The 26,667-nt window shown below is 69.7% G+C and carries 30 protein-coding genes and 1 pseudogene; 12 read left to right on the top strand and 19 right to left on the bottom strand.

Annotated features, from left to right (window positions below):
* Positions 1-8 precede the first annotated feature (8 nt).
* Both rsgA and trxC read left to right on the top strand, forming a co-directional pair.
* On the top strand, positions 9-923 hold the full coding sequence (gene rsgA / locus H0U68_RS04495; RefSeq protein WP_296353097.1) for a ribosome small subunit-dependent GTPase A: 915 nt from the start codon (positions 9-11) through the stop codon (positions 921-923).
* Between the two features lie 69 nt (positions 924-992).
* Complete coding sequence (trxC, locus tag H0U68_RS04490; RefSeq protein WP_296353095.1) at positions 993-1,439, top strand: thioredoxin TrxC; 447 nt, start codon at positions 993-995, stop codon at positions 1,437-1,439.
* A 13-nt stretch (positions 1,440-1,452) separates the two neighbouring features.
* On the opposite strand, the gene H0U68_RS04485 is transcribed toward trxC, so the two are convergent.
* The 6 genes from H0U68_RS04485 to rpsP form a co-directional block, all read right to left on the bottom strand.
* Positions 1,453-2,448, bottom strand: coding sequence for a CobD/CbiB family protein (locus H0U68_RS04485; RefSeq protein WP_296353093.1), 996 nt, complete (start codon positions 2,446-2,448; stop codon positions 1,453-1,455).
* A gap of 52 nt (positions 2,449-2,500) precedes the next feature.
* The gene (locus tag H0U68_RS04480) at positions 2,501-3,205 is read right to left on the bottom strand and encodes a CoA pyrophosphatase (RefSeq protein WP_296353091.1); all 705 of its coding nucleotides are present in this window, start codon (positions 3,203-3,205) and stop codon (positions 2,501-2,503) included.
* A gap of 63 nt (positions 3,206-3,268) precedes the next feature.
* Positions 3,269-3,688 carry a 50S ribosomal protein L19 gene (rplS, locus tag H0U68_RS04475; RefSeq protein ID WP_296353089.1) on the bottom strand — a complete coding sequence of 140 codons (420 nt, stop codon included), beginning with the start codon at positions 3,686-3,688 and terminating at the stop codon, positions 3,269-3,271.
* A 115-nt stretch (positions 3,689-3,803) separates the two neighbouring features.
* Positions 3,804-4,595 (bottom strand): tRNA (guanosine(37)-N1)-methyltransferase TrmD, encoded by a 792-nt coding sequence (trmD, locus tag H0U68_RS04470; RefSeq protein WP_296353087.1) that lies wholly within the window; start codon positions 4,593-4,595, stop codon positions 3,804-3,806.
* A 15-nt stretch (positions 4,596-4,610) separates the two neighbouring features.
* Positions 4,611-5,201 (bottom strand): ribosome maturation factor RimM, encoded by a 591-nt coding sequence (gene rimM, locus H0U68_RS04465; RefSeq protein WP_296353085.1) that lies wholly within the window; start codon positions 5,199-5,201, stop codon positions 4,611-4,613.
* 6 nt (positions 5,202-5,207) lie between these two features.
* The gene (rpsP, locus tag H0U68_RS04460; RefSeq protein ID WP_296353083.1) at positions 5,208-5,459 is read right to left on the bottom strand and encodes a 30S ribosomal protein S16; all 252 of its coding nucleotides are present in this window, start codon (positions 5,457-5,459) and stop codon (positions 5,208-5,210) included.
* Positions 5,460-5,578: 119 nt separating this feature from the next.
* Here rpsP and H0U68_RS04455 point away from each other — a divergent pair, with 119 nt between their 5' ends.
* From H0U68_RS04455 to H0U68_RS04445, 3 genes are read left to right on the top strand one after another with little or no spacing between them, the layout of a single operon-like run.
* Entirely contained in the window at positions 5,579-6,109 is a 531-nt protein-coding gene (locus tag H0U68_RS04455; protein ID WP_296353081.1) for a GNAT family N-acetyltransferase, read from the top strand.
* Positions 6,106-6,552, top strand: a complete 447-nt coding sequence (locus tag H0U68_RS04450; RefSeq protein ID WP_296353080.1) for a hypothetical protein — start codon at positions 6,106-6,108, stop codon at positions 6,550-6,552. The genes H0U68_RS04455 and H0U68_RS04450 overlap by 4 nt, the downstream gene beginning before the upstream one ends.
* Entirely contained in the window at positions 6,549-7,085 is a 537-nt protein-coding gene (locus H0U68_RS04445; protein WP_296353077.1) for a GNAT family N-acetyltransferase, read from the top strand. The genes H0U68_RS04450 and H0U68_RS04445 overlap by 4 nt, the downstream gene beginning before the upstream one ends.
* A 1-nt stretch (position 7,086) precedes the next feature.
* Here H0U68_RS04445 and H0U68_RS04440 read toward each other — a convergent pair whose 3' ends face one another.
* From H0U68_RS04440 to H0U68_RS04430, 3 genes and pseudogenes are all read right to left on the bottom strand, one after another.
* Positions 7,087-8,097: an inorganic phosphate transporter gene (locus H0U68_RS04440; protein WP_296353074.1), complete on the bottom strand. Its 1,011-nt coding sequence runs from the start codon at positions 8,095-8,097 to the stop codon at positions 7,087-7,089.
* Between the two features lie 13 nt (positions 8,098-8,110).
* The gene (locus H0U68_RS04435; RefSeq protein ID WP_296353072.1) at positions 8,111-8,758 is read right to left on the bottom strand and encodes a DUF47 domain-containing protein; all 648 of its coding nucleotides are present in this window, start codon (positions 8,756-8,758) and stop codon (positions 8,111-8,113) included.
* Positions 8,759-8,817: 59 nt separating this feature from the next.
* Positions 8,818-8,970 (bottom strand): annotated as a pseudogene (locus H0U68_RS04430) (DMT family protein); the annotation flags it as partial.
* A 54-nt stretch (positions 8,971-9,024) separates the two neighbouring features.
* Here H0U68_RS04430 and H0U68_RS04425 point away from each other — a divergent pair.
* Positions 9,025-9,678 (top strand): RluA family pseudouridine synthase, encoded by a 654-nt coding sequence (locus tag H0U68_RS04425; RefSeq protein ID WP_296353070.1) that lies wholly within the window; start codon positions 9,025-9,027, stop codon positions 9,676-9,678.
* 20 nt (positions 9,679-9,698) lie between these two features.
* Positions 9,699-10,427 carry an SDR family NAD(P)-dependent oxidoreductase gene (locus H0U68_RS04420; RefSeq protein ID WP_296353068.1) on the top strand — a complete coding sequence of 243 codons (729 nt, stop codon included), beginning with the start codon at positions 9,699-9,701 and terminating at the stop codon, positions 10,425-10,427.
* Positions 10,428-10,434: 7 nt separating this feature from the next.
* Here H0U68_RS04420 and H0U68_RS04415 read toward each other — a convergent pair whose 3' ends face one another.
* Complete coding sequence (locus H0U68_RS04415) at positions 10,435-11,106, bottom strand: TetR/AcrR family transcriptional regulator (RefSeq protein WP_296353067.1); 672 nt, start codon at positions 11,104-11,106, stop codon at positions 10,435-10,437.
* Positions 11,107-11,192: 86 nt separating this feature from the next.
* Between H0U68_RS04415 and H0U68_RS04410 the strand changes: the two genes are divergently transcribed.
* Positions 11,193-11,627 (top strand): nuclear transport factor 2 family protein, encoded by a 435-nt coding sequence (locus H0U68_RS04410; RefSeq protein ID WP_296353065.1) that lies wholly within the window; start codon positions 11,193-11,195, stop codon positions 11,625-11,627.
* Entirely contained in the window at positions 11,624-12,553 is a 930-nt protein-coding gene (locus H0U68_RS04405) for an MBL fold metallo-hydrolase (protein WP_296353064.1), read from the top strand. Before H0U68_RS04410 ends, H0U68_RS04405 begins: the two co-directional genes overlap by 4 nt.
* Before the next feature lie 7 nt (positions 12,554-12,560).
* Here H0U68_RS04405 and H0U68_RS04400 read toward each other — a convergent pair whose 3' ends face one another.
* The 8 genes from H0U68_RS04400 to H0U68_RS04365 form a co-directional block, all read right to left on the bottom strand.
* The gene (locus H0U68_RS04400; protein WP_296353062.1) at positions 12,561-13,289 is read right to left on the bottom strand and encodes a 2OG-Fe dioxygenase family protein; all 729 of its coding nucleotides are present in this window, start codon (positions 13,287-13,289) and stop codon (positions 12,561-12,563) included.
* Between the two features lie 48 nt (positions 13,290-13,337).
* Positions 13,338-13,619: a DUF427 domain-containing protein gene (locus tag H0U68_RS04395; RefSeq protein WP_296353060.1), complete on the bottom strand. Its 282-nt coding sequence runs from the start codon at positions 13,617-13,619 to the stop codon at positions 13,338-13,340.
* A gap of 25 nt (positions 13,620-13,644) precedes the next feature.
* The gene (gene egtD / locus H0U68_RS04390) at positions 13,645-14,631 is read right to left on the bottom strand and encodes an L-histidine N(alpha)-methyltransferase (RefSeq protein ID WP_296353058.1); all 987 of its coding nucleotides are present in this window, start codon (positions 14,629-14,631) and stop codon (positions 13,645-13,647) included.
* Complete coding sequence (gene egtB, locus H0U68_RS04385; RefSeq protein ID WP_296353057.1) at positions 14,631-15,890, bottom strand: ergothioneine biosynthesis protein EgtB; 1,260 nt, start codon at positions 15,888-15,890, stop codon at positions 14,631-14,633. Before egtB ends, egtD begins: the two co-directional genes overlap by 1 nt.
* Positions 15,891-16,004: 114 nt before the next feature.
* Positions 16,005-16,472: a response regulator gene (locus tag H0U68_RS04380; RefSeq protein WP_296353054.1), complete on the bottom strand. Its 468-nt coding sequence runs from the start codon at positions 16,470-16,472 to the stop codon at positions 16,005-16,007.
* Positions 16,469-16,999: a cupin domain-containing protein gene (locus H0U68_RS04375; RefSeq protein WP_296353053.1), complete on the bottom strand. Its 531-nt coding sequence runs from the start codon at positions 16,997-16,999 to the stop codon at positions 16,469-16,471. The genes H0U68_RS04380 and H0U68_RS04375 overlap by 4 nt, the downstream gene beginning before the upstream one ends.
* A 637-nt stretch (positions 17,000-17,636) precedes the next feature.
* Positions 17,637-18,659, bottom strand: a complete 1,023-nt coding sequence (locus H0U68_RS04370) for a methionine synthase (protein WP_296353051.1) — start codon at positions 18,657-18,659, stop codon at positions 17,637-17,639.
* 38 nt (positions 18,660-18,697) lie between these two features.
* Entirely contained in the window at positions 18,698-19,201 is a 504-nt protein-coding gene (locus H0U68_RS04365) for an Lrp/AsnC family transcriptional regulator (protein ID WP_296353047.1), read from the bottom strand.
* 101 nt (positions 19,202-19,302) lie between these two features.
* Here H0U68_RS04365 and H0U68_RS04360 point away from each other — a divergent pair, with 101 nt between their 5' ends.
* Both H0U68_RS04360 and paaN read left to right on the top strand, forming a co-directional pair.
* On the top strand, positions 19,303-22,872 hold the full coding sequence (locus tag H0U68_RS04360) for an indolepyruvate ferredoxin oxidoreductase family protein (RefSeq protein WP_296353045.1): 3,570 nt from the start codon (positions 19,303-19,305) through the stop codon (positions 22,870-22,872).
* 17 nt (positions 22,873-22,889) lie between these two features.
* Positions 22,890-24,551, top strand: coding sequence for a phenylacetic acid degradation protein PaaN (gene paaN, locus H0U68_RS04355; protein ID WP_296353042.1), 1,662 nt, complete (start codon positions 22,890-22,892; stop codon positions 24,549-24,551).
* 15 nt (positions 24,552-24,566) lie between these two features.
* On the opposite strand, the gene H0U68_RS04350 is transcribed toward paaN, so the two are convergent.
* On the bottom strand, positions 24,567-25,877 hold the full coding sequence (locus tag H0U68_RS04350) for an aspartate aminotransferase family protein (protein ID WP_296353040.1): 1,311 nt from the start codon (positions 25,875-25,877) through the stop codon (positions 24,567-24,569).
* A 125-nt stretch (positions 25,878-26,002) separates the two neighbouring features.
* Between H0U68_RS04350 and H0U68_RS04345 the strand changes: the two genes are divergently transcribed.
* Positions 26,003-26,667, top strand: a 665-nt coding sequence (locus tag H0U68_RS04345; protein WP_296353038.1) for a LysR family transcriptional regulator, incomplete at its 3' end; no start/stop codon positions are given.

The following is a 26,667-nucleotide window of genomic DNA, read 5'->3' as shown; positions in this document are numbered from 1 at the left end:
ATACCGTTTTGACTGAACCGCAACACCAGGGCCTGGTGGTGGCCGGCCACGGCCGCCACGTGCTGGTGGAAACACCCGAGGGCGAGCGCCTGATCTGCCATCCGCGCGGCAAGAAGGGCGCGGCGGTGGTCGGCGACCGCGTGCAATGGCAGCGCACCGGCGACGAAGGCGTAGTCGAGAAGGTGCTGCCGCGGCGCAACCTGTTCTTCCGCCAGGACGAGGTCCGCACCAAGTCGTTCGCGGCCAATCTCGACCAGGTGCTGATCCTGGTGGCGGCCGACCCGGATTTTTCCGAAAGCCAGCTGGCGCGCGCGCTGATCGCCGCCGAAGCCGAGCGCATCGTGCCCGTCATCGCGCTCAACAAGAGCGACCTGGTCGATGCCTTCGCGCGCGCCTGGGGCCGGCTTGGGCCTTACCAGCGCATGGGGTACGGCGTGCTGCCGCTGTCGCTGCGGCTGTCCAAGGACGTCGATCGCGAGCACCTGCTCGCGCACCTGAAGGGCAAGACCACGCTGGTGCTCGGCCCTTCGGGCGCCGGCAAGAGCACGCTGATCAACCTGCTGGTGCCCGGCGCGCAGGCGCAGACCGGCGAGATCTCGCAGGCACTGAACTCGGGCAAGCACACCACCACCAGCACCAGCTGGTACTGGCTGGACGCCGAGCGCAAGAGCGCGCTGATCGACTCGCCCGGCTTCCAGGAGTTCGGACTGCAGCACATCGAGCCGATGCAACTGGCCGCCTGCATGCCGGACCTGAAGGCGCATGCGACGAACTGCAAGTTCTACAACTGCACCCACCTGCACGAGCCCGGCTGCGGCGTGCTCGCGGCCTTGCAGGCCGGCGGGCCCGATGGCGTGCATCCGAACCGCCACCGCATTTATGCCGAGCTGTTCGCCGAACTGTCGGCCCAACCGAACTACTGAGCCGCGGACCCTCTTGCGAAGCACCCGAGGCAGCCCCAACTTCGGGAGCAAGCCCAGGAGATCTTCACCATGAGCGACACGCTGCACGTCGTCTGCCCCCATTGCCAGGCCACCAACCGGGTGCGCCAGGACGACCTGGGCCGCGCGCCCGATTGCGGCCAGTGCCACCAGGCGCTGTTCACCGGCCATCCCGTGCAGCTGGACGCGCAGGGCTTCGAGCGGCACGTTGGCCGCAGCCAGGTACCGGTGCTGGTGGACTTCTGGGCGCCGTGGTGCGGACCGTGCCGCACGATGGCGCCGGCTTTCGAGCAGGCGGCCGCGGCGCTGGAACCGCGCGTGCGGCTGGCCAAGGTGAATACCGACGAGGCGCAGGCGCTGGGCACGCAGCTGAACATCCGCAGCATCCCGACCCTGGCACTGTTCGTGGACGGCAAGGAGATCGCGCGCCAGCCCGGCGCGATGGGCGCCGCCGACATCGTGCGCTGGACGCAAGCGCAGCTGCAGCGCGCACGCTAGCGCGCGAAGAAGATCAACCGAGCAGGTTGGCCAGCGTCAGCAAGGCCAGCAGCACCATCCACAGCACGACGGAGCGCCACACCAGGCCCACCACGCTGCGCAGGTGCCCGATCTCGGCCTCGCGCCCCGGCGTGCTCTCAGAGTCGGCCACCGCCTCGGCCACGTCGGCGTCGAAGGGTTGCGAGGCACCGCTTGGCGCGAACGCGGGCTTGAGCGCTTCGCCGCCCAGGCGCACGCCAACCGCGCCCGAGGTCGCGGCCAGGATCACGCCGTCGTTGTCGTTGGGAAAGCGCTGCGAGTGGTTGCGCCAGCAGTCGATGGCTTCCTCGAAACTGCCGACCACGGCGAAGGCCATCGCCGTGGTGCGCGCGGGCAGCCAGTCGATCACCGCCCATGCATTGCCCGAGGCGGATTGCAGCGCCTGGCTGGCCGGCTGCAGCTGCGTGTGGCTGCGGTGCTTCCAGTAGCGCACCACGAACTCGCTCATGCGGTAGAGCACCGCGCCGGCCGGCCCCAGCCCCAGGGCCGCCAGCACGCAATACCAGGTGAGCACGCCGAACACGTGGCGGTGCGCGGCCAGCACCGAATACTCGATGACGTGGCGCACGATCTCGCTGCGCGGCAGCTCCGAGGCATCGACCTGCTGCCAGTTGGCGAGCAGCTCGCGCGCACGGACTTCGTCGCCGGCGTCGAGCGCGTCGCGGATGTCGGTGAAGTGGTGGCTGAATTGCCGGAAGCCCAGCGTGACGTACAGCACCGCCACGCTCCACAGCACGGCAGCCACCCAGCCCAGCGTGTGCAGCAGCAGCATGTGCAACCCCAGCACCGCTAGCGCGGGGCCGGCCACGGCCAGGGTCCAGGCCACCCAGCCGTGCTGCGGCTTGCCGGCGTCGAAATTGCCGCTCACCCAGCGCGCCCAGCTGCGCAGGCCGCTGTGGATCGGGTTGCGCGCGCCCAGCGGCCGCACCTGTTCGATCAAGAGCGCGAACAGGATGGCGAAAAAACTCATGCGGGAATGATAGCCGCCCCATCCGCCTCTCCCGCCGCGGGAACGAGGTGGATCAGGCCGCCAGGAACCGGTACAGGTTGCGCAGCATGCCGGCGGTGGCGCCCCAGACGAAGCGCTCGGTGTTGCCGTCCATGTAGGGCATGGAGAACCACTCGCGCCGCCCGCCCGCCAGCTCCATGGCGTGCCGGCGGTGGTGCGCGGGATTCATCAGGAAGTCCAGCGGCACCTCGAAGGCATCGGCCACTTCGCTGGTGCTGAGCGTCATCTGGTAGTCGGGCCGCACCAGCGCCACCACCGGCGTGATGATGAAGCGCGTGCCGGTGGTGTAGGTCGGCAGGGTGCCGATCACCTCGGCCAGCTCGCGCGCCAGGCCGATCTCTTCATGCGCCTCGCGCAGCGCGGTGTCGGGGTCGTCGACGTCGGTGTCGTCGCACTTGCCGCCGGGAAAAGCCACCTGCCCCGAATGCGTGGACAGGTGCGTGGCGCGCTCGGTCAGCAGCACCATCGGCCGCTGGCGTGTCACCACCGGCACCAGCACCGCGGCGCGGGTGGGCTGGCGATCACTGAACTTGGGCTCGGCGCGCACCTCGGGCTCCCAGGCCGGCGGATCGGCGAAGCGCCGGCGCAGCGCGGCCGGCGTCAGCGCCTCGCGCGGCACCGCAGGCAGGTGCGCGTCGGTGCCGACCACCGGCACGGCGCGGGCATCGAAATTCGGCAGCTGCGACAGCGGCGTCTGGGGCGTGGGGTTGATCGGCATGGTGCAAAAAGAAAAACCGCCGCAAGCCTTGCAGGCCGGCGGCGGCGTTCCGGGAACAGGTGCTTATTCGGCGGCCGTTGCTGCCGCCGCGGCAGCTGCTGCAGCAGCAGCTGCGACGTTCTTGGAGGACATGGCCAGCTTTTCCTTGATGCGGGCCGACTTGCCGCTGCGCTCGCGCAGGTAGTACAGCTTGGCGCGGCGCACGTCGCCGCGGCGCTTGACTTCGATGCCGGCGATCAGCGGGCTGTAGGTCTGGAAGGTCCGCTCGACGCCTTCGCCGCTGGAGATCTTGCGCACCGTGAAGGCGCTGTTCAGGCCGCGGTTGCGCTTGGCGATCACAACGCCTTCGTAGGCCTGCGCGCGCTTGCGGGTGCCTTCGACGACGCTGACACTGACGATCACCGTGTCGCCGGGGGCGAATTCGGGGATCTTCTTGCCCAGGCGGGCGATTTCCTCTTCTTCGAGGGTCTGGATCAGGTTCATGCTTACCTCTGGCGATCTTGCCCGCGCGACACTGAAGGTCCTGGCTTCGCATCGCGCGGTGCGCGGCGGCTTGGACGGCCGGGTAGAGGATCGAAAAGCCCTCGATTATAGCAACTCAGCCCAGGGCAGCCAGGAAAGTCTCGTCGCCGCGCGTCAGCCGCCCTGCAGCACGCGCTGCGGCGATCAGGTCCGGCCGGTGCCGCACCGTGAGTTCCAGCCGCTGCCGGCGCCGCCACTGCGCGATCTGCGCATGGTGGCCCGACATCAGTTCAGCCGGCACCCCCTCGCCCTGCCACTCTTCGGGCCGGGTGTAGTGCGGGCAATCCAGCAGGCCGTCCAGCGCCGGGTTGAAGCTGTCTTCCTGGTGGCTGCCGGCGTCGTTCAGCACGCCGGGCTGCAGCCGCGCCACCGCGTCCAGCAGCGCCATCGCCGCGATTTCGCCGCCCGAGAGCACGAAGTCGCCCAGGCTGAGCTGCACGTCCACGTGCTTGTCGATGAAGCGCTGGTCGATGCCCTCGTAGCGGCCGCACAGCAGGATGGCGCCGGCGCTTGCCGACCAGTGCTCCACGCCAGCGTGGTCGATGCGCGTGCCGACAGGGGAGAACAGCACCACCGGTGCGGGCCCTTCGACAGGCTCAGGGCGAACGGGGGTTTCCTCCGCGCGCACGGCGGCGCGGTCGGCGCGCACCGCGGCCAGGCACTGCGCCAGTGGCTCGGCCAGCATCACCATGCCGGGGCCGCCGCCGAACGGGCGGTCGTCCACGCGGCGGTAGTTGCCCCCGGCGAAATCGCGCAGGTTCCACAGGCGCACCGCCACCTGCCCGGACTCGAAGGCGCGGCGGGTGACGCCGGACTTCAGGAACGGCTCGAACAGTTCGGGAAACAGGGTGACGACGTCGAAGCGCATGGCCGGCCTGTCCGCCTAGTAGTCCGGCTGCCAGTCCACCGTGATGCGCCGCGCCGGCAGATCCACCTTGTCGACATAGACGGCGACGAAGGGAATCATGCGTTCCTGCAGCTTGCCGGCCTCTTCGTAGTCGACCACCAGCACCGTCTGCGGACCGGTGGAAATCAGTTCGCGCACGGTGCCCAGCGCGACGCCTTCGCGGTTCACCACGTCCAGGCCGATCAGGTCGATCCAGTAGTACTCGTCTTCGGCGGCCGTGGGAAAGCTGGAACGCGGCACGAACACGCGCGCGCCCTTGAGCGCCTCGGCCCCGGAGCGGTCTTCGATGGCATCGCAACGCGCAACCACGGAGTCGGAATGCTCCTTGGCTTCGCGCACGCGCATCAGCACCGTACCGGCAAAGGTTTTGATGCCTCTGTCGGACGGCTGCAGGTACCAGCGTTTGGAGGAGAACAGCGCCTGCGGGTCGGCGCTGTGGGGCAGGACCTTGAACCAGCCCTTGATGCCCCATGCATCCGCGATGCGCCCGACTTCGATGGCGTCCGCCGGTAGATCGGCGGACTCCAGGCCGGCGGGCAGCGCCGCTGCCGGACGGTCGGGCGGCATGGCTGCTTAAGCCGTCTTGGGCTGGGCTTGCTTGAGAATGCGCTCCACGGTGGGAGACGCCTGCGCGCCCACCGAGCGCCAGTAGGTCAGGCGGTCCTGCGCGATGCGCAGGCCCTCTTCGCCTTCCTTGGCGATCGGGTTGTAGAAACCCAGCCGCTCGATGAAGCGGCCGTCGCGGCGCACGCGCTTGTCGGCAACGACGATGTTGAAGAACGGGCGCGCCTTGGCGCCGCCGCGGGAGAGTCGAATGACGACCATTGATTTATCCTTCGGGTGGACGGGGCGTTGGCCCCGGAATTCTCCCAGCGTTGAGACACGCAACATGGCCACCCGGCCAGCGACACGCTGAAAAGCCTTCGATTATAACGTTTGCCGCCATGCCTACCATTCGCGCCAGCCAAGAGCACGACATTCCCGCCATCGCGGCCATCTACGGCCACCATGTCCTGCACGGCACGGGCACCTTCGAAACCGTGCCGCCCACCGAGGAGGACATGGCCGCGCGCCGCGCCGACGTGCTCGGCAAAGGCCTGCCCTACCTGGTCCTCGAGGAAGACGCAAACGTGCTGGGCTTCGCCTACTGCCAGTGGTTCAAGCCGCGCCCGGCTTACCGCTTCTCGGCCGAGGATTCGATCTACCTGCACCCCGATGCCGCCGGCAAAGGCCTGGGCCGCCAGCTGCTGGACGCGCTGTGCGCGCAGGCCGAGGCGCTGGGCCTGCGCAAGCTGATCGCGGTGATCGGCGATTCGGGCAACGCCGGCTCCATCGGCGTGCACCACGCGGCCGGCTTCACCCCCGCCGGCACCCTGACCTCCTGCGGCTGGAAGTTCGGCCGCTGGCTGGACATCGTGATCATGGAGCGTACCGTCGGCGACGCCGACCGCACCCCGCCGGAAGACGGCGCATGAAGCGCAAGACCTGGGCCGCGTGGCTCGCCCTCCTCGGTGGGCCGGTGGGCCTGCACCGCTTCTACCTGCACGGCCTGCGCGACCCCTGGGGCTGGGCGTTGTTCGTGCCCACCGCGCTCGGCATCTACGGCATCGAGCGCGTGCAGGCCTTCGGGCAGGACGACGTGGCCAGCTGGCTGCTGGTCCCCCTGCTCGGCTTCACCATCGCCGGCTGCTGCCTGACCGCCATCGTCTACGGGCTGATGACGCGCGAGAAGTGGAACGCCCGCTTCAACCCGCACCAGCCGCAGGACGCCGCGCCCGGCGGCACCAGCTGGCTCACCATCTTCGCCGTCGCCATCGCGCTGATGATCGGCGCCGGCGTGCTGATGGCCAGCATCGCCTTCAGCTTCCAGCGCTATTTCGAATTCCAGGTCGAGGAAGGACGGCGGATCAGCCAATGAGCGACGACGCCACACCCGCGTTCACCATCCGCGCGCAGGAGCCCGCGGATGCCGCAGCCGCCGCCGCGCTGGTCGGCCGCATCGGCGTGGTCGAAGGCACGCTGCAGATTCCCGACATGCCCATCTCGTCCCGGCTGGACTACCAGCAGCGCATTGATCCGCGCGACTGCAAGCTGGTGGCGATGACCGCCGCCGGCGAGATGATCGGCCTGGCGGGCCTGCACAGCGTGCAGCCGAGCCTGCGGCGCAACCATGTGCGGCTGCTGGCCATCGCCGTCGCTCCGCAATGGCAGGGCCGCGGCGTGGGGCGGCAGCTGATGCTGCGCCTGATCGACTGGGCCGACCGCTGGGCCGGCGTGCTGCGCATCGAGCTGAACGTGCACGCGGACAACACCAGCGCCATCGCGCTCTACCGCAGCCTGGGTTTCGCCGAGGAAGGCCGGCACCGCGCCTATGCGCTCAAGGACGGCCGCTACATGGACGGCCTGTCCATGGCGCGTCTGCATCCCAGCCCGCCGCAGCTCGGCGGCTGAATCAGAACACCTGCAGGCTCACCCAGTAGGCGATGGCGGCGACGAAGGCCGCCGCCGGGATGGTGAAGATCCAGGCCCACACGATGTTGCCGGCCAGGCCCCAGCGCACCGCGCTGGCGCGCTGGGTGGAGCCGACGCCGACGATGGCGCCGGTGATGGTGTGGGTGGTCGACACCGGGATGCCCAGCGCGGTGGCCAGGAACAGCGTCAGCGCGCCGCCGGTCTCCGCGCAGAAGCCGTGCACCGGCTTCAATTTGGTGATCTTCTGGCCCATGGTCTTGACGATGCGCCAGCCGCCGAACATGGTGCCCATGGCGATGGCGACGTAGCAGGCCGCGATCACCCAGAACGGCGGGAGGGCCGCGCCCTGCGCCACGTAGCCGGTGGCGATCAGCAGCATCCAGATGATGCCGATGGTTTTTTGCGCGTCGTTGCCGCCGTGCCCCAGGCTGTACGCGCCGGCCGAAACCAGCTGCAGCCGGCGAAACCACCGGTCGATCTTCGAAGGGCGGGCGCGGCGGAAAATGCGCGCCACCAGCACCATGATGATCGAGCCCAGCAGGAAGCCCAGCACCGGCGACACGAAAATGAAAAGCACGGTCTTCCAGACACCGGAGGCAATGAGCGCGCCCGCGCCCGACTTGGCGATCACCGCGCCGACGATGCCGCCGATCAGCGCGTGCGATGAACTGCTGGGGATGCCGTAGTACCAGGTCAGCACGTTCCAGAAAATCGCGCCGATCAAGGCGCCGAACACCACGTGGGTGTCCACCACGCCGGGCTCGACGATGCCCTTGCCCACGGTGGCGGCCACGCTCAGGTGGAAGATGAACACCGCCACCAGGTTGAAGATGGCCGCGAACACCACCGCCTGCGCGGGGCGCAACACGCCGGTGGAGACGATGGTGGCGATCGAGTTGGCCGCGTCGTGGAAGCCGTTCATGAAATCGAACAGCAGGGCCACGACGACCAGCAGCACCACGACCCAGAGGGCGGCTTGCATCGTTTGCATGGAAATCCTCCGCTCAGGAATTCTCGAGCACGATGCCTTCGACGACGTTGGCCACGTCCTCGCACTTGTCGGTGATGGTCTCCAGCAGCTCGTAGATGGCCTTGAGCTTGATCACCTCGCGCACGTCCGGCTCCTCGCGGAACAGCTTGCTCATGGCCGAGCGCATCACGCGGTCGGCGTCCGACTCGATGCGGTCGATCTCCTCGCAGGTCTTCAGCGCCGCCTCGGCCGAGTTGCCCTCGGACAGCTTGCCGATCAGGGCCACCGCGTCCTTCACCCGCTCGCAGCAGCGCACGCTGAGCTCGGTCAGGCGGGTGATCTCCTCGGTCATGTGGCGCACGTCGTACAGCGCCATGGTCTCGGCCGAGTCCTGGATCAGGTCGGCCACGTCGTCCATGGTGTTGATCAGCGTGTGGATCTGCTCGCGGTCGATCGGCGTGATGAAGGTCTGGTGGATCAGCCGGTTCACGTCGTGCGTCACGCGGTCGGCCGCGCGCTCGGCGTTGTCCACTTCACGGGTGTATTGCTCGCGCAGGTGCGGGTCGTTGTAGTTCGCCACCAGCTGCGAGAACGCGCGCGCCGCCTCCACGATCTTGTCCGCATGCTGGTTGAACATTTCGAAGAAATTGCCTTCGCGAGGCAGCAGCTTGGCGAACAGCATGGGGGAGCTCCAATGTGACGGTTTCGTGACTGCGGCGAGTGTAACTGCCGCCTCCTGCCTCACGCGTTGCGGAATATGAAATAGGCGGCGCCCACCATGCACAGCCCGGCCCACAGGTAATCCAGTTTCAGCGGCTCCTTCAGGTAGTACACGGAGAACGGCAGGAACACCGACAGCGTGATGATTTCCTGCATGATCTTGAGTTGCCCGACGCCACCAGCAACAGGATGGCCTGCATCGAAAAGGAAAGAGAGTTGATCGCGCCCATGGCGGCATTATCCGAAGGCTTGGTCTACCTGGACGAGCACCTGCTGGTCCTCGACAAGCCCGCCGGGCTGCTGGCCGTGCCGGGGCGCGGACCCGACAAGCAGGATTGCGCCATCGCCCGCGCGCAGCGCCTGTGGCCCGACGCGCTGGTGGTGCACCGGCTTGACATGGCCACCTCCGGCCTGCTGCTGATGGCGCGCAGCGCCGAGATGCAGCGGCGCCTGGGCCTGGCGTTCGAGCAGCGCCAGGTCGGAAAGCGCTATGTGGCGGTCGTGGCCGGTGCGCTGCGGAACACCACCGATGCCGCCGGCTGGGACATGGTCGATCTCCCCATCGGCGCCGACTGGCTGGCGCGGCCGCTGCAGCGCGTGGACCACGCCGGGGGCCGGCCCAGCCGCACGCGCTGGCGCGCCCTCGCCTACGACGCGGCGTCGGACAGCACGCGGGTCGAACTGGAGCCGCTGACCGGCCGTTCGCACCAGCTGCGCGTGCACATGCAGGCGCTGGGCCATCCCATCGTCGGCGATCCGCTGTACGCCTCGCCTGCCATCGAGGCGCGCGCGCCGCGCCTGCTGCTGCACGCGGCCGGGCTGCAGCTGATGCACCCGGCCACCCGCCAGCCGCTGGTGCTGCAGAGCGCCGTTCCGTTCTGAGCGGGTCTTACACTGCGCGGATGAACGCACCCCTGACGATCCTCACCGGCGCCTCGCGCGGCATGGGCCGGGCCATGGCCGAACAGCTGCTGGCCGCCGGCCACCAGCTGCTGTGCATCGCGCGCAAGCCCGCCGCCGGCCTGGCCTGCGAGCAATGGAGTGCCGACCTGGCCGACGCGCCGGCCGTCGCCGCGCGGCTGGATGCCTGGCTGGCGCAGCGCGCCGCGGACAAGCCCGCTTCCGTCACGCTGATCAACAACGCCGGCACCATCCCGCGCATCGCGCCGCTGGGCGGCGTTGCCGCCGACGACCTCGCCCATGCGCTGCGGGTCGGCCTGGAAGCGCCGATGCTGCTGACCGGCGCCTTCCTGCGCGCCACCGCCGGCTGGGCCGTGCCGCGCAAGGTGCTCAACATCTCCTCGGGCCTGGGCCGCCGCGCGATGGCGTCGCAGGCCGCGTACTGCGCGGCCAAGGCCGGCATGGACCATTTCACCCGCTGCGTGGCGCTGGAGGAAGCGCAGCAGCCCAACGGCGCGCGGGTGTGCTCGCTGGCGCCGGGCGTGATCGACACCGACATGCAGGTGCAGCTGCGCGGCGCCGACCCGCGGGACTTTCCCGACCGCGGCAACTTCGTCGGCATGAAGGAACAGGGCGCGCTGGTCTCGCCGCACGACGGCGCGGCGCGCGTGCTGGCCTACCTGGCGCGGCCCGATTTCGGCAGCAACCCGGCCGGCGACGTGCGCGACTGATCCTTCTTCAGGCCTTGCGGCCTGAGGCGGCGGCGGCGGGCGGCCGGAACGCCTCCAGCACGCGCGACAGGTTGGACAGCGCCTCCTTGCGCATGCGCGCCGGCTGCGGCTCCTGCGCCAGCAGCTCGGCCGCCTCGCACAGCATGCGCGCGATCATCCGCCCGGCCAGGCGCGCATCGCCGACGTCGAGCTCGCCGTCGGCCTTCAGCTTTTCCATCACGCGCACCATCGGGCCGATCACGTACTGCTCGCCGATCGCGCCCGCGCGCTCGACGCCGAGCGCCGCCGGCGCGTCGCGGATCACCAGCTGCTGGTAGTCGTGCTCGGTGCAGATGTCCAGGTAGCTCTCGCAGGCGGCGCGCAGGCGCAGCCACAGCGTCTTTTCCTTGACGGCGCGTGCGTTCATCCGCGCGGCCGCCTGCTGCTGCAGCTGGACCACCAGCGCCTCCAGCAGCGCCGCCTTGTCCGCGAAGTGGTGGTACAGCGCGCCCTTGGTCACGCGCGCGGCGGTCACCACCGCTTCGGTGCTGGTCTGGTGGTAGCCGGTGGAGACGAACAGCCCGCGCGCGGCGTCCAGCAGCGCGCCGCGCGTGCTGTCGGTGTATTCCTCGCGGCGGCTGCGAGGCGGGGTGAGCGGGGGCTCGGAAGCGGCGGCGGCGGCCTTCGGTTTGACGGGCATCGTTCCGATGGTACTATCCGTACCGTTGGTATGTAATTAATCAACGGTACGCAACGCGGCGCCCGCCGCACCGATGGAGCATCGCCATGGAATCCCCTTCTCTCTTTTCTTCCGCCACGTCCTCGCAGCAGTTCGAAGCCGCAGCCGACTGGGTGCGGCGCTTCGCCGCCCGCTGGAGCACGCCCGACCCGCAGGCGCTGCGCGACCTGATGCACGAGGACACCCGCAACCTGATCCCGCCGATGGAGCGCCCGGGCAGCCGCGAGGAGGTCGTCGCGCACTTCCAGTCGATGCTGCAGCGCGTACCCGACCTGCGCCTGGAGGTGGCGCGCTGGGCCGTCGCCGGCGACGCGGTGTTCGTCGAATGGGATGCGCACGCCACCGTGCGCGGCGCGCCGCTGCACTGGCGCGGCGTGGACCGCGTGATCCTGCGCGAGGGCAAGACCGTGGAAAGCCAGGCGTTCTGGGATACGCAGCGCCAGGCGCAGGACATCGCGCGCGCACTGAAGGAGCACGCATGATCCGCACCGCCGTTTCCCTGGCCGCCGCGGCGCTGCTGCTCGCCGCCTGCGCCGCGCCCACCGCCACCACCTCCGCGGCCGGCGCCTCGCAGCTGTGCTGGGTCGAATTCAGCCGCGGCGAAGTGCCGGGCGCGCTGGGTGCCGCCGGCGCCACGCGCGCGGTCTGGCCCAACACCGCCTCGGGCCTGCTGGTGCGGCATCCGCGCGGCGACGTGCTGATCGACGCCGGCTGGAGTGCCAACGCTCTGGCCGAAATGGCGGAGCTGTCGCCGCAGAAGCGGCCGATGGCCGAGCGCGTCATCGGCGGGCTGCAGTGGCGGCTGTCGGCGCCCGAGGCGCTGCGGCGCGCCGGCCATGCGCCGCAGTCGCTCGCCTGGATCCTGCCCACGCACACGCACTACGACCACATGGGCGGCGCCGCCGACCTGGCGCCCACGCCGGTGCTGGTGGCGCCGGCCGAGCGCGCCTACCTGCAGGCGCAGCTGCGCACGCCCGACGTGGTCGCGGCCAGCAACATCCGTGCGGTGAGCCCGCGGCTGCGCGACATCGCGTTCAGCGCGCGACCATATCTGGGCTTCGACAGCTCGTTCGACCTGCACGGCGACGGCTCGGTCGTCGTCGTTCCGCTGCCGGGCCACACGCCGCGCAGCGTCGGCGTGTTCGTGACCCTGGGCACGCGCCGCGTGTTCCACATCGGCGACGCGGCCTACGTGTCCGAAGCCATCGAGCGCGGACTGCCCAAGAGCGCGCAGCTGCGCGCGTTCGCGGACGACGACGGCCCGGCGACCGATGCCGCCGTGCGGCGCCTGGCCGCGTTCCACCGCGAACATCCGGAGATCGCCATCGTTCCCGCGCACGACCGCGAGGCCTGGCAGGCGCTGTTCGGCGACGCCCCGCGCTGCATCGCGGCGAACAGCGGCGGATGAACGCGCCTCAGCCGCCCTGGAAGCCGTCCGCGCGGTAGGTCAGCACCAGCGTGTCGCGGTGGCCGGCGGCGTCTTGCGGCTGGATCGGCGTGGACTCGTGGATCACGCGCTCGTCGTCCACCAGCAGCAGGCTCCAGGGCTCGGTAAGCGTGAAGCGCTGGCCGGCCGGGCCGTCGGCCTGGAACACGCGGGTCTCGCCGCCCTTGATGCCGGTGCGGCCCACCAGGAACACCGCCACCATGTCCACGCCGTCGCGGTGCGCGCCTTCGGGCGTGGGCCGGCCGATGCCGCCTTCGGTGTCGATGCGGAACTGGTGCGCTTCCACGTACCAGGGCCGCGCGCCCTTCAGCTGCGAGCTCACGCGCGCCACTGCGCGCAGCAGGCAGCGCCAGGCCGTGTCGTCGGCCACGGCCGGCGGGATCGGATCGAACCAGCGCTGCATGCCGCCGTGCAGCGCGTTGTATTCCACCGGCTGCCAGTGCGCGCGGTGCGGCGCCGGCGTGACCCGCTCGCCTTCCACCACGAAGCAGGAATGCCGGCGCCGGCGGTACTTGCCGCCGTCCTTCAGGTAGTTGTCCGGCGGCAGGTCGTCCCAGGCGCCGCGCAGCCGGTCCAGCTGCTGCATGTCGCAATCCGACAGCTGCGCCACGCCCTGCGGGCTCAGCACCGCGTAGCCCTGCTGGCGCATCACGGTGGGCAACTGCTCGGGATAGGTGTAGGCGGGACTCAGCATCATGGCGCCGAGCTTAACGCGCCGCCGCCGCGCCTTCTCGCACCGGGACGCTCAGGCCTCGACCTTCACGCCCTTCCAGAACGCGATGCGGTCCTTGACCATCTCGGCTTCCGGCTTGGGATCGGGGTAGTACCAGGCGCACTCGGGGTTGAGTTCGCCGTTGACCAGCAGCGAGTAGTAACTGGCCGTGCCCTTCCACGGGCACACCGTGTGGTTGTTGCTGAAGCTCACGTACTCGTGCTTGAGCGCGCTCGCCGGGAAATAGTGGTTGCCCTCGACCAGCACCGTGTCGTCGCTTTCGGCCACGACCACGCCGTTCCAGATTGCTTTCATCTCTCGTCCTCCAGGCGGTGATGCCTCATGGCGCGTGCAGCCAGTGCACGCTGAACAGGCGCTCCGGATCGGTCCAGACCGGCCCGGGGCGGAAACCCGCGCGCACCGCCAGCGCGCGCAGGCCGTCGATGGTGAACTTGTACGAGTTCTCGGTGTGCAGCGTCTCGCCCTCGGCCCAGTCGAACGCGCGGCCCGCCAGCGTCACCGATTGGCGCCGCATGCTTACCAGGTGCATTTCGATGCGCGACTGCGGCGCGTTGTAGAACGCGTAGTGCGCGAAGCCGGCCAGGTCGAAGTCGGTGCCCAGCTCGCGGTTGGCGCGCGCCAGCAGGTTGAGGTTGAACGCCGCCGTCACGCCCTGCGCGTCGTTGTACGCGGCATGCAGCACCGCCGGGTTCTTGACCAGGTCGGCGCCCAGCAGCAGCGCGCCGCCACCCAGCACCTGGGCGGCCACCTGCAGGAAGTGCAGCGCTTCATCCGGCGTGAAGTTGCCCAGCGTGGAGCCCGGGAAAAAACCCACGCGCTGGCCTGCGCCGGGCAGCGGTGCCGGCAGCAGCAGGCGGCGCGTGTAGTCGGCCGCGACCGGCTGCACGTCCAGCCCGGCGTAGTCGCGGCGCAGCAGCGCGGCGGCATCGGCCAGGTGGTCGCCGGAGATATCGATCGGCAGGTAGCGCGCCGGCCGATCGAAGGCATCCAGCAGCAGCCGCACCTTCAGCAGCGAGCCGGCACCGAATTCGACGATTTCCGCGCGCGGGCCGGCCAGCTTCGCGATCTCGCCGGCCTGCTGTTGCAGGATGCCGAGTTCGGTGCGCGTGGGGTAGTACTCGGGCAGCTCGCAGATGCGGTCGAACAGGCGCGAGCCTTCTGCGTCGTAGAAGTATTTCGGCGAGATGCCGCGCGGCCGGTGCGCCAGCATGGCGGCCATGTCCTGCGCGAAGGCGCCGTCGTCCGGCTGCGCGTCCTGTGCTTGCGGCGCGCCGTCCTGCCGCTCCATCAGTTGGCCCGCGCGCATCATGCGTCCCGGGCCAGCCGCAGGCCGCTGAACTGCCAGCGGGTGCCCGGGGGAAAGAAATTGCGGTACGTCGGCCGCGCATGGTCCGGCGGCGTGGCGATGCTGCCGCCGCGCAGCACCAGCTGGCCGACCATGAACTTGCCGTTGTATTCGCTCACCGCGCCCGACAGCGGCCGGAACCCGGGGTACGGGTCATAGGACGAGCGCGTCCACTGCCACACGTGGCCGCTCATCTGCGAGATGCCCGGCAGGCCATACGCGGCTTCCCATTCGAATTCGGTCGGCAGCCGCGCGCCCGCCCATTGCGCATAGGCCGCGGCTTCATAGAAGCTCAGCTGGCTGACGGGTGCCGCCGCATCCAGCGGGCGCACGCCGTCCAGGCCGAACACCTGCCAATCGTCGGACGGCGCGCGCGCATCGCCGGGCGCGAGCCAGTAGGCCGGTGCTTTCCAGCCCTGCTGCTGCACCGCGGCCCAGCCGTCGGACAGCCACAGCATGGGCTGTTCGTAGCCGCCGTCGGCAATGAATCCGGCGAACTCGCCGCAGGTGACCAGCCGGTCCGCGATCTGGTAGGACGGCAGCAGCCTGCTGTGCCGCGGTGTTTCGTTGTCGAAGGCGAAGGCCTCTTGCGCATGGCCGATCTCGACCACGCCACCCGCACCGTCCAGCCAGCGCAGCGCGGGCACGCCCGCGGCCAAGCGCAATGCCGGCGCGTCCGCTTTCCGGTAGGCCGGCAGCAGCGGGTTGCACGACAGCATGTGCAGGATGTCGGTGAGGATGAGTTCCTGGTGCTGTTCCTCATGGTGCAGCCCCAGCTCGACCAGGCGCGCGGCGGCGCTCCAGGCGGCGTCATCGGCTTGCGTGAGGAAGCGCTGCATCGCCGCGTCCACATGGGTGCGGTACACAAGCACCTCATCCACGCTGGGCCGCGTGAGCAGGCCGCGCTGCGGCCGCGGGTGGCGCGGACCGAGCGATTCGTAATAGGAATTGAAGAGATGGAAATAGCGCGCGTCGAACGGCGTGTAGCCCTCGGCATGCGCGGAGAGCACCACGGCCTCGAAGAACCAGCTGGTGTGCGCGAGGTGCCATTTTGTCGGGCTCGCGTCGGGCATGGACTGCACGCACTGGTCCTCGGCGGACAGCGGCGCGGCAAGCTCCCTGGTGCGGGCGCGCACCTGCGCGAAGCGCAACGCCAATGCCTGGCGCGCGGAGTCGCGCACGGAGGATCTGGAAACGACGGACGATGGATTTGCTGACATTCTGCCGAGGCTTGTTGTTATGGACGAGCAGAGACACGCGCCCCTGCGGGAACCGTCGTTCCGCAGCGGCAATTCATTACAGCACAGGCGAATTTTTTTAGGGCGCGCCGGGGCTTACACCCGTGAGTGCCGGTTCGCCTCGTTGACCGTGATCCAGAACTCGTAGACCTTGGCCATCTTGCGGCGCAGGTCGTCGAAGTCGATGCTCTTGCGCACCACGCTGTTGGCGCCGGCTTCGTAGCAGCGATCCAGCTCGGCCTTCTCGGCCCCGGCCGACAGCATCACCACCGGCAGCGCGGCCGTGTGGACATTGGCGCGAATGGCCTTGAGCACGGTCAGTCCGTCGACCGCGCCCATCTTCATATCGAGGATCACCAGCCTGGGCTGGTGGCGCGTGTCGCGCTGCGCGTGCGGCCCGCGCGCGAACAGGTAGTCCAGCGCCGCCTCGCCGCCCTCGGCCGTGACGATGCGCGCGCGGTCGGTGCAATCGGCCAGCGACGCGACGATCAGCTCGCGGTGGTCGGGGTTGTCGTCGACCACCAGGATGAGCGGCTCGGTGCCGCCCGGCGCCTGTCCCGTCATACCCCGCCTTTCGGATGCGTCGGGTCGACCCACAGCACCTGCTCGGGTTTTTCGGCCGGCTCGATGTCCAGGTTGATCGCCACCGCCTCGCCGTCGCTGCGGCACAGCACGCACTCCAGCGGCTCGGTCGGGCTGGCGTTGATCTCCTGGTGCGGCACGTAGGGCGGCACGTAGATGAAGTCGCCCGGCCCGGCTTCGGCGGTAAATTCGAGGTTGTCGCCCCAGCGCATGCGCGCGCGGCCGCTCACCACGTAGATCACGCTCTCCAGGTGGCCATGGTGGTGCGCGCCGGTCTTGGCATTGGGATGGATGCTGACCGTGCCGGCCCACAGTTTCTGCGCGCCCACGCGCGCGAAGTTGATGGCCGCGCGCCGGTCCATGCCGGGCGTCTGCGCCGTGTTGCCGTCGAGCTGGTTGCCGGGCACCACGCGCACGCCGTCGTGCTTCCAGCGGGCGTCGCCTTCCTGCGGATGGTCGTGCGCGTCGCCGTGGTCGTGCGGATGGTCGTGGGAGTGGTCGTGGGCCATACAGCCAGCCTACACCACCGCTGGCATCCGTCAACACGGCAGACCCGCAGGCCTCATCGGGCACCTCGGCAGCAGCTTCGGTTGAAACGCTCCTGCACCGCGCGTCGCGACAGGCGGTGCCCGGCATGGACTCATACTGCGGCGGTCGGCGCTGCGCGCCGACTTCGCTGTGCTGATCGGGCTGGGGCCGGCGCGGAGGAACTCACTGCGCGCTCTGCGAGCGCTCCGTTCAGACAGCCTCCGCAAGTCAGTTCACGAAGCGCGCAAGCGCGCCAGCCCCAGCCCGATCAGCACAGCCGCCGCAGAAATCGCCCACGCCGGGCACCGCCTGCCGCGACGGTCACAATGGAGGCACGCCACCGGTCGCGCGTCAAGATCGTCACAGCAAAGCCGCACGCGGGCGGGCCATGGTGCGCAGTTGGACAGGGCGCCTGAGGCGGTTGGACGGACGGCAGGCGCGCGCAGCGCGCATCGTGAACTGACTTCGCGGGGGCTGTCTGACCGGAGCGCTCGCAGAGCGCGTAGGGAGTTCCCCCGCGCTGCCGTCCGTCCAACCGTCTCAGGTCTGCCGGCGGCAAAGCCGCCGGACGCCCTGTCCGCGCGACACGGCCCGCCCGCGTGCGGCTTTGCCGCGTGGTCAAACCCCGTATCGCTCCCGCGCCAACCGAGCCCCCGCCCCCAGCGCCTCGAGCTTCCGGCGCGCCACCTCCCGGTCCATCGGCGCCAACCCGCAATTCGTGCAGGGCATCAGCCGCTCCCACGCCACGAACTGCAGCGCGCGGCCGATGGTGTCGGCCACCTGCTCGGGCGTCTCGATCACGTCGCTGGCAACGTCGATCACGCCGACCATCACTTCCTTGCCGTCCAGCAGCGCCATCAGGTCCGGCGGCACGTGCGAGTGGTAGCACTCCAGGCTCACCTGGTCGATGCTGCTCTTGGCGAGCGCGGGGAACACCTGCTCGTACTGGCGCCACTCCTCGCCCAGCGAATTCTTCCAGTCCACGTTCGCCTTGATGCCGTAGCCGTAGCAGATGTGCACCGCCGTCTTGCAGGTGAGGCCGCGCGCCGCGCGTTCCAGCGCCTGCACGCCCCAGTTTGCAGCGGCCTTCATGTAGACGTTGAAGGCCGGTTCGTCGAACTGGATGATGTCCACGCCGTCGGCCTGCAATGCCAGCGCTTCCTGGTTCAGCAGCTCGGCGAAGGCATGGGCCAGCTGCACGCGGTCGCCATAGTGCCGGTCGGCCACGGTGTCCACGATGGTCATCGGGCCGGGCAGCGTGAACTTCAGTTGCTTCGTGGTGTGGGCGCGCGCCAGCTGCGCCTCGAACGCATGCACGCGGCCCTTCAGCCGCAGCGGCGCAACCACCTGCGGCACCATGGCCTTGTAGCGGTCGTTGCGGATGCCCATTTCCACCTTGTGCGCGAAGTCGATGCCCTCGACCTGTTCCAGGAAGCCGTGCACGAAGTGCTGGCGCGACTGCTCGCCGTCGGTCACCGCGTCCAGCCCGGCATCCTCCTGCGCCTTGATCCACAGCAAGGTGGCGTCGGCCTTGGCTTCGCGCAGCGCGTCGCCGCTGGCCTTCCACTGCGGCCACAGCTTGTGCGTTTCGGCCAGCCAGCCCGGCTTGGGCAGGCTGCCGGCAATCGAGGTGGGGAACATCGCGTCTCCTGGTGTGAAGCCAGGATGATGGCCGATCTTCAGGCGCGCCGCGCCTTGGCTTTGGTGGGCCGGCCCGGCGCCTCGATCGGCAGGCGCGCTTGCGACTTCACTTCCTTCAGCACCACGCTGGAGCGCACGTGCGTCACGCCGGGCATCTTGAACACCGTGTCGTGCAGGAAGCGCTCGTAGCTCTTGATGTCGGGCATCAGCACCTTCAGCACATAGTCGGCTTGGCCGGTGGTGGACCAGCAGCTGACGATCTGCGGGCAGCCGGCGACCTCGCGCTCGAACTCAGCCACCTCCTCGCCGTTGTGCCGCGTGAGGTTCACCTCGGCGATCACGCACAGACTGAGACCAACCTTCTCGCGGTCCACCAGCGCGGTATAGCCGCGGATCACGCCGCTGGCCTCCAGCTCCTTGATGCGCTTCCAGCACGGCGTGCTCGACAGCCCGACTCGCTCGGCCAGCTGTTGCACCGTCTGGTGGGAGTCGCGCTGCAGTTCCATCAGCAGCACCACGTCCTGCTTGTCGATCCCATCCATTCTCTGGTTTCCTTGAATCTGTAGAAGGATTTTCTCCGGCGATTGTGGATTGGGGGAAAAGAAGAAGCAAATTCTCTCCGCGGCCCGGTACCCTCGCCGCCATGACCGCCACGTTGAAGCGCCCCGACTACAAGCTGTCCGACGCCCTGTGGGCGCGCGACGGCCAGATCTACCTCACTGGCACCCAGGCCCTGATCCGCCTCATGCTGATGCAGCGCCAGCGCGATGCCGCCGCCGGCCTGGACTCGCGCGGCTTCATCAGCGGCTACCGCGGCTCGCCGCTGGGCATGGTGGACAAGGCCGTGTGGCAGGCCGGCAAGAAATTCACCGAGCAGGGCCTGCGCTTTTTGCCGGCCATCAACGAGGAACTGGCCGCCACCGCCGTGCTGGGCACGCAGCGTGTGGAGGACGATCCGCAGCGCACCTGCGCCGGCGTGTTCGCCATGTGGTACGGCAAGGGCCCCGGCGTGGACCGCGCGGGCGACGCGCTCAAGCACGGCAACGCCTACGGCAGCTCGCCCCACGGCGGCGTTCTGATGATCGCGGGCGACGACCACGGCTGCGTGTCGTCGTCCATGCCGCACCAGAGCGACCACGCGTTCCAGTCGTGGCTTTCGCCGGTCGTCTCGCCGGCCTCGGTGGCCGAGTACCTGGAGTTCGGCCTGTACGGCTGGGCGCTGTCGCGCTACTCGGGCAACTGGGTCGGCTTCACCGCGCTGTCGGAAGTGGTGGAAAGCGGCAGCACGGTCGACCTGGACCTGACCCAGGCGCGCATGGCCACCTGGCAGGATGCGGCGACCATCGACGAGATCACCGGCTTCCAGCGCCCGCCCGGCGGCCTGCACTACCGCTGGCCCGACCTGCCCTCGCTCACCATCGAGGAGCGGCTGCACGCCAAGCTGGACGCGGTGCGCGCCTTTGCCCGCATCAACAGCATCGACCGCGACATCACCACGAGCCCGCAGGCCACGGTGGGCATCCTCACCGCCGGCAAGGCGCACCTGGACTTCATGGAAGTGCTGCGCCGCCTGGACATCTCCACCGAGGCGCTGGCCCAGCGCGGCGTGCGCATCCACAAGCTGGGCCTGACGTACCCGCTGGAGCCCACCCGCATGCGCGACTACGTGCGCGGCTTGGGCGAGGTGCTGGTGATCGAGGAAAAAGGCCCCATCGTCGAGGCCCAGCTGCGCGACATGCTCTACAACGCGGCCGAGCGGCCGGTGATCGTCGGCAAGACGGATGCCAGCGGCGCGCCGCTGGTCTCCGCGCTGGGCGAACTGCGGCCCTCGCGCCTGATCGAGATCGTCGCCAACTGGCTGGCCGCCAAATTCCCCGACCTGGACCGGCGCCACCTGGTGCGCGACTTCACGCCCCCTGACTTGCTGTCCAACGCGTCGGACAGCGTCAAGCGGCTGCCGCAGTTCTGCGCCGGCTGCCCGCACAACACCAGCACGCGCGTGCCCGAAGGCTCCAGCGCGCAGGCCGGCATCGGCTGCCACTTCATGGCCAGCTGGATGGACCGCGACACCGGCGGCCTCATCCAGATGGGCGGCGAAGGCGTGGACTGGGTTTCGCACGCCATGTTCACCGAAGTGCCGCACGTGTTCCAGAACCTGGGCGACGGCACCTACTACCACTCGGGCTACCTCGCCATCCGCCAGGCGGTGGCGGCCAAGGCCACACTTACCTACAAGATCCTGTTCAACGACGCGGTCGCCATGACCGGCGGCCAGCCGGTGGACGGCATCATCACGGTGGACGCCATGGCGCGCCAGGTGGAAGCCGAAGGCGTGAAGCAGGTCATCGTGGTGTCCGACGACATCGACAAGTACAACGCGCTCAAGGGCCGCTTTCCCGCCGGCACCGAGTTCCACGACCGCGACGAACTCGACGCCGTGCAGCGCCGCCTACGCGAGATGCCCGGCGTCACCGTGCTGATCTACGAGCAGACCTGCGCCGCCGAAAAACGCCGCCGCCGCAAGAAGGGCGAGCTGGTCGATCCGTCGATGCGCCTGTACATCAACGAGCGCGTGTGCGAAGGCTGCGGCGACTGCTCGGTGCAGTCCAACTGCGTGGCCGTGCTGCCCACCGAAACGCCGCTGGGCCGCAAACGCAAGATCGACCAGAGCGCCTGCAACAAGGACTATTCCTGCGTGAAGGGCTTTTGCCCCAGCTTCGTCGGCGTGGTGGGCGGCAAGCCGCGCAAGAAGGCCGGCGCGCTGACCGGCGGCGCGGGCGAGATCGCGCACCTGCTGGACGCGCTGCCGCGTCCGCCGCAGCACGCGTGGACCGGCCCCTACGACCTGCTGGTGTCCGGCGTCGGCGGCACCGGCGTGGTGACGGTGGGCGCGCTGATCTCCATGGCCGCGCACCTGGAAGGCAAGTCGGCCAGCGCGCTGGACTTCATGGGCTTCGCGCAAAAGGGCGGCAACGTGCTGTCCTTCGTGCGGCTGGCCGAGACGCCGGCGCTGCTGAACCAGGTGCGCATCGACACCCAGCAGGCCGACGTGGTGCTGGCCTGCGACGCCGTCGTGGGCGCCACGCCCGAGGCGCTGCAGGCGGTGCGCCACGGCCGCACGCGCATCCTGGCCAACACGCACGAGATCCCTGTGGCCGAGTCGCTGCATAACCCCGACGCCAGCCTGAAGATGCCGCAGCTGCTGGACAAGCTGCGCTTCGCCGCCGGCGCCGACCGCGTGGAAAGCCTGGACGCGCAGGCGCTGGCCGAAGCGTGGCTGGGCGACTCCATCCTGGCCAACATCCTCACGATGGGCTTTGCCTGGCAGCGCGGCCTGATCCCGGTGGGTCTGGAGGCGCTGACCCGCGCCATCGAGCTGAACGGCGTGGCGGTGGACACCAACAAGCTGGCTTTCTCACTGGGCCGGCTGGAAGCGCAGTCGCCCGGCGCGCTGCGCGACCTGCTGCGCTGGCAGCAGGCCGAACCGCCGTCGGACACGGTGGACGCCATCCTGGCGCGCGGCCGCGAACACCTCACGGCCTACCAGAACGCCGGCTACGCGCAGCGCTTCACCGAGTTCGTGGAGATGGTGCGCGCGCGCGAAGCGGCGCTGACCGGCGACCGCGCCCTTCCCTTCACCCGCACCGTGGCGCAGGCGCTGCTGAAGCTGATGGCCTACAAGGACGAATACGAGGTGGCGCGCCTGTACACCGACGGCCGCTTCACCGAGCAGCTGCGCGAGCAGTTCGAGGGCGACTTTTCGCTGCAGTTCTACCTCGCCCCGCCGGTCATGAGCAAAACCAAAAACGGCGGGCCGCCGCGCAAGATCCGCTTCGGCTCCTGGATGCACAAGGCGATGAAGGTACTGGCCGCAGGCCGCGTGCTGCGCGGCACGCCGCTGGACGTGTTCGGCCGCACCGAGGAACGCCGCCTGGAGCGCACGCTGGTCGAAAGCTACATGGCACGCATCCGCGGCCTGCTGGACGCGCTGGACGCGCGCCGCCTGCCGGTGGCCACCGAGATCGCGGCGCTGCCGCTCACCATGCGCGGCTACGGCCACGTGAAGCTGGCCAACGTGGCGATGGCGCGCGTGCGCGAAGCCGAGCTGCTGCACCGCTTCGACCCCGAGACCTACCCGCGCCCCGCCTCGCAGAAAAAAGCCGGCCAGATCCGCGGCATCGCCATCGTCGACCGCAGCAAGGCGGCCGCCTGATCACACCGGAGAGTTTCATGAGCACCGATTTGTTCGCCCGCCACCGGGCTTTGCTGGAGCGCGCCGTCCAGGCGCTGGACGCGCGCACCCACTGGAGCCCGTACCCGGAATCTCCCAGCCCGAAAACGTATGGCGAAGAGGCGGCGGCGCAGGGCCGCGCTGCCTTCCAGTCGTACCTGGGCAAGGACTTCCCGCTGAACCAGCCGGGCCAGACCGGCCTGCACGGCGGCGAGCGCTCGCCCTGGGGCGTGCCGCTGGACGTGCGCTATCCGGTCTGCGATCCCGAGCAACTGGTGGCGGCCGCGCAGGCTGCCATGCCGGCCTGGCAGCGCCTGGGGCCCGATGGCCGCGCCGGCATCCTGGCCGAGGCGCTGCAGCGGCTGAACCAGCGCAGCTTCGAGGTCGCGCACGCGGTCATGATGACCAGTGGCCAGGCCTGGATGATGGCTTTCCAGGCGGGCGGTCCGCACGCGCAGGACCGCGGGCTGGAGGCCCTGGCCGGCGCCTGGCGCGCGCAGACGGCGGTGCAGCGCGAAGCGCTGTGGGAAAAGCCGCAGGGCAAGGGCGAGCCGCTGCGCATGGCCAAGCGCTTCGAACCCGTCGGCCGCGGCGTGGCATTGGTGATCGGCTGCGCCACCTTCCCCACCTGGAACACCTACCCCGGCCTGTTCGCCGCGCTGGCCACCGGCAACCCGGTGCTGCTGAAACCCCACCGCGACGCCATCCTGCCGGCCGCCATCACCGTGGCCGTGCTGCGCGAGGTGCTCACCGAACAGGGCGTGGACCCCAATGTGGTGATGCTGGCCGTGGCGCCGCTGCGCAACGCCACGCAGGCGCTGGCCACGCACCCCGGCGTCCGCTCCATCGACTACACCGGCGGCAGTACCTTCGGCCAGTGGCTGATCGACAACGCGCGCCAGGCCCAGGTGTACGCCGAGCTGGCCGGCGTGAACACCGTGGTGATCGAGTCCACCGACGCCTACCGCGCCATGTTGAAAAACATGGCCTTCACCGTGTCGCTGTACTCGGGGCAGATGTGCACCACCACGCAGGCGTTCATTGTCCCGGCCGGCGGCATCGACACCGACGAAGGCCACAAGAGCTACGACGATGTCTGCGCCGATTTCGCGCAGGCCATCGACACGCTGCTGGCCGACCCCAAGACCGCGCACGCGCTGCTGGGCGCGATCCAGTCCGAGGACACGGTGCGGCGCATCGCCGACGCGCCGCGCCTGGGCACGGTAGTGCGTGCTTCGCAGCCCCTGCCGCACCCCGAGTTCGAGGCCGCGCGCGTGCAGACGCCGCTGCTGCTGGCCTGCGATGCGCGCGATGAAGCGGCCTACATGGAAGAACGGTTCGGTCCGATCAGCTTCATCGTGCGCGCGGACGACGCCGATGCGGCCATCGCGCTGTCCAGGCGCATCGCACTTGATCACGGCGCGCTGACCTCGGGGGTGTACTCCACCCGGCCGGAGTTCGTCGACGCGATGGTCGAAGCTTCGTGGGACGCCAAGGTGGCGCTGTCGATCAACCTCACCGGCGCCGTGTTCGTCAACCAGTCGTCCGCGTTCTCGGACTTTCACGCCACCGGCGGCAACCCGGCCTCCAATGCGTCGTACACCGACGCGGCTTTCGTCGCCAACCGCTTCCGCGTGGTGCAGCGGCGCTGGCACGTGTAGCGCCGCCGCCGTCGGTCAGCCCAGCGACTGGCCGATGGCGTCCTCCAGGATCGCGAGGCCCTGGTCGATCTCGGCGTCGCTCACCGTCAGCGGCGGCGCGATGCGGAACACGCCTGCCATGCCCGGCAGGTTGACGATGTTCATGCTCAGGCCCAGCACCAGGCATTTGGCGGTGATGGCCGCGCCCAGCTGCGGCGCGGGCGCCTTGCTCGCGCGGTCCTGCACGATCTCCATGCCCAGCAGCAGGCCGCGGCCGCGCACGTCGCCCACGCACTCGTAGCGCGCCTGGATCGCCTCCAGCCCGCGGCGCAGCCGCTGGCCGGCCTGCGCCGCGCGTGCGACCAGGCCGTCGCGCTGCACGATCTCGATCACCTTCAGGCCGACTGCCGCCGGCAGCGGGTCCGACACGTGCGTGGTGTAGAACAGGAAGCCGCGCTGGTGCAGCCGCTCCTCCAGCTCCGCGCCGACCAGCACGGCCGACAGCGGCAGCCCGGCGCCCAGGGTCTTCGACAAGGTCAGGATGTCCGGCACGATCTCGTCGCGCTCGAACGCGAACATCGCGCCGGTGCGGCCCAGCCCGGTCTGCGCCTCGTCCAGGATCAGCAGCATGCCGCGCTCCTCGCACTTGCGCTTCAGCGCGCGCAGGTAGCCGGGCGGCAGGTCGACGATGCCGGCGGCACTCAGGATGGGCTCCGCGATGAAGGCGGCAAGATTGCCGGTGGACTGGCAGTCCACCAATGCGAACGCGTAATCCAGTTCGGCCTGCCAGTCGGCGCGGCCATTGCGCTCGAAGCCGGGCCTGTAGGGGTGCGGCACGGGGATCGCGAAGGAGCCGGCGGCCGACGGCCCGTAGCCCTTGCGGCCCGCGCTGTAGGTGGCCGAGGCCGCCACGCCCGTCATGCCGTGCCAGGACCCCGCGAAAGCGACCACCTCCCAGCCGCCGGTGGCGAGCTTGGCCATCTTGATCGCCGCCTCGTTGGCCTCGCCGCCGGTGCTCAGCAGCATGCTGCGGTCCAGGCCCGCCGGCGTGATGTCGGACAGCCGCTCGGCCAGGTCCACCACCGGGCGGCTGAGCATGCCGCTGTACAGGTGCGTGAGGCTGCGCGCCGACTGCGCAATGACCTCGGCGATCTCGGGATGCGAGTGCCCCAGCACGGCGCTCATCTGGCCTGAGGTGAAGTCCAGGATGCCGCGCCCGTCGGCGTCGTACACGTACGCGCCCTGGGCCCGCTCGATGACCACCGGCGAGAAGCTGCCGCCGTAGCGCACCAGGTGGTTCGCGGCCCTGGCCCAGAACGCGAGATCGGAATTTTTGGAAGTCGTCATCGCATGGCTTTCATCGTTCGAAGTGGATGCGATGGTAGGAAGCCAAGCCGATGCGCGCCAACGAATCCTTTTGATCGCGGCAATGCGGCCGGCTGATGGCGGCGGCGGGTGGCATAGTGGCCTCCATGGTGCATCTCGACCTCGACCTGCTGCGGACCTTCGTCACCATCGCCGACACGCGCTCGCTCACGCGCACCGCCGGCGAAGTCGGCCGCACGCAGTCGGCCATCAGCATGCAGGTCAAGCGGCTGGAAGACGTCGTCGGCGGGCCGGTCCTGCACCGCACCAGCCGCGGCGTGGAGCTGACCGCGCTGGGCGAGCGGCTGCTGGCGCATGCGCACCGCCTGCTGAAGGACCACGACGCCGCGCTGGCCGACCTGACCGGGCGCGGCGTCTCGGGCGTGCTGCGCCTGGGCTGCCCGGAGGACTACGCGGTGATGTTCCTGCCGCCGCTGCTGCGCGACTTTTCGCGGCGGCACCCATTGGTGTCGGTGGAACTGGTGTGCGCGCCGACCACGCAGCTGCGCCGGCTGCTGGACGAGAAGCGCGTGGACATGGCGCTGGTGTCGCTGTCCACGCCCGACGCCGCCGACGAGGCGGTGGTGCGCAAGGAGCCGCTGGTGTGGGTGGGGTCGCCGCACCACGCGCTGGCTGCCAGCGAGGTGGTGCCGGTGGCGCTGTCCGAAGCCGGCGCGCTGGACCACCGCGCCGCCATCGGCGCGCTCACCGCCGCCGGGCGGCGCTACCGCATCGCCTTCGCGAGCAACAGCATGAACGGCCTTATTGCCAT

The organism is Ramlibacter sp. (assembly GCF_013697775.1).
Taxonomy (GTDB): domain Bacteria; phylum Pseudomonadota; class Gammaproteobacteria; order Burkholderiales; family Burkholderiaceae_C; genus Ramlibacter.
Note: the sequence above shows the minus strand (reverse complement) of the source record. Positions and strands in the feature narration are given on the sequence as shown.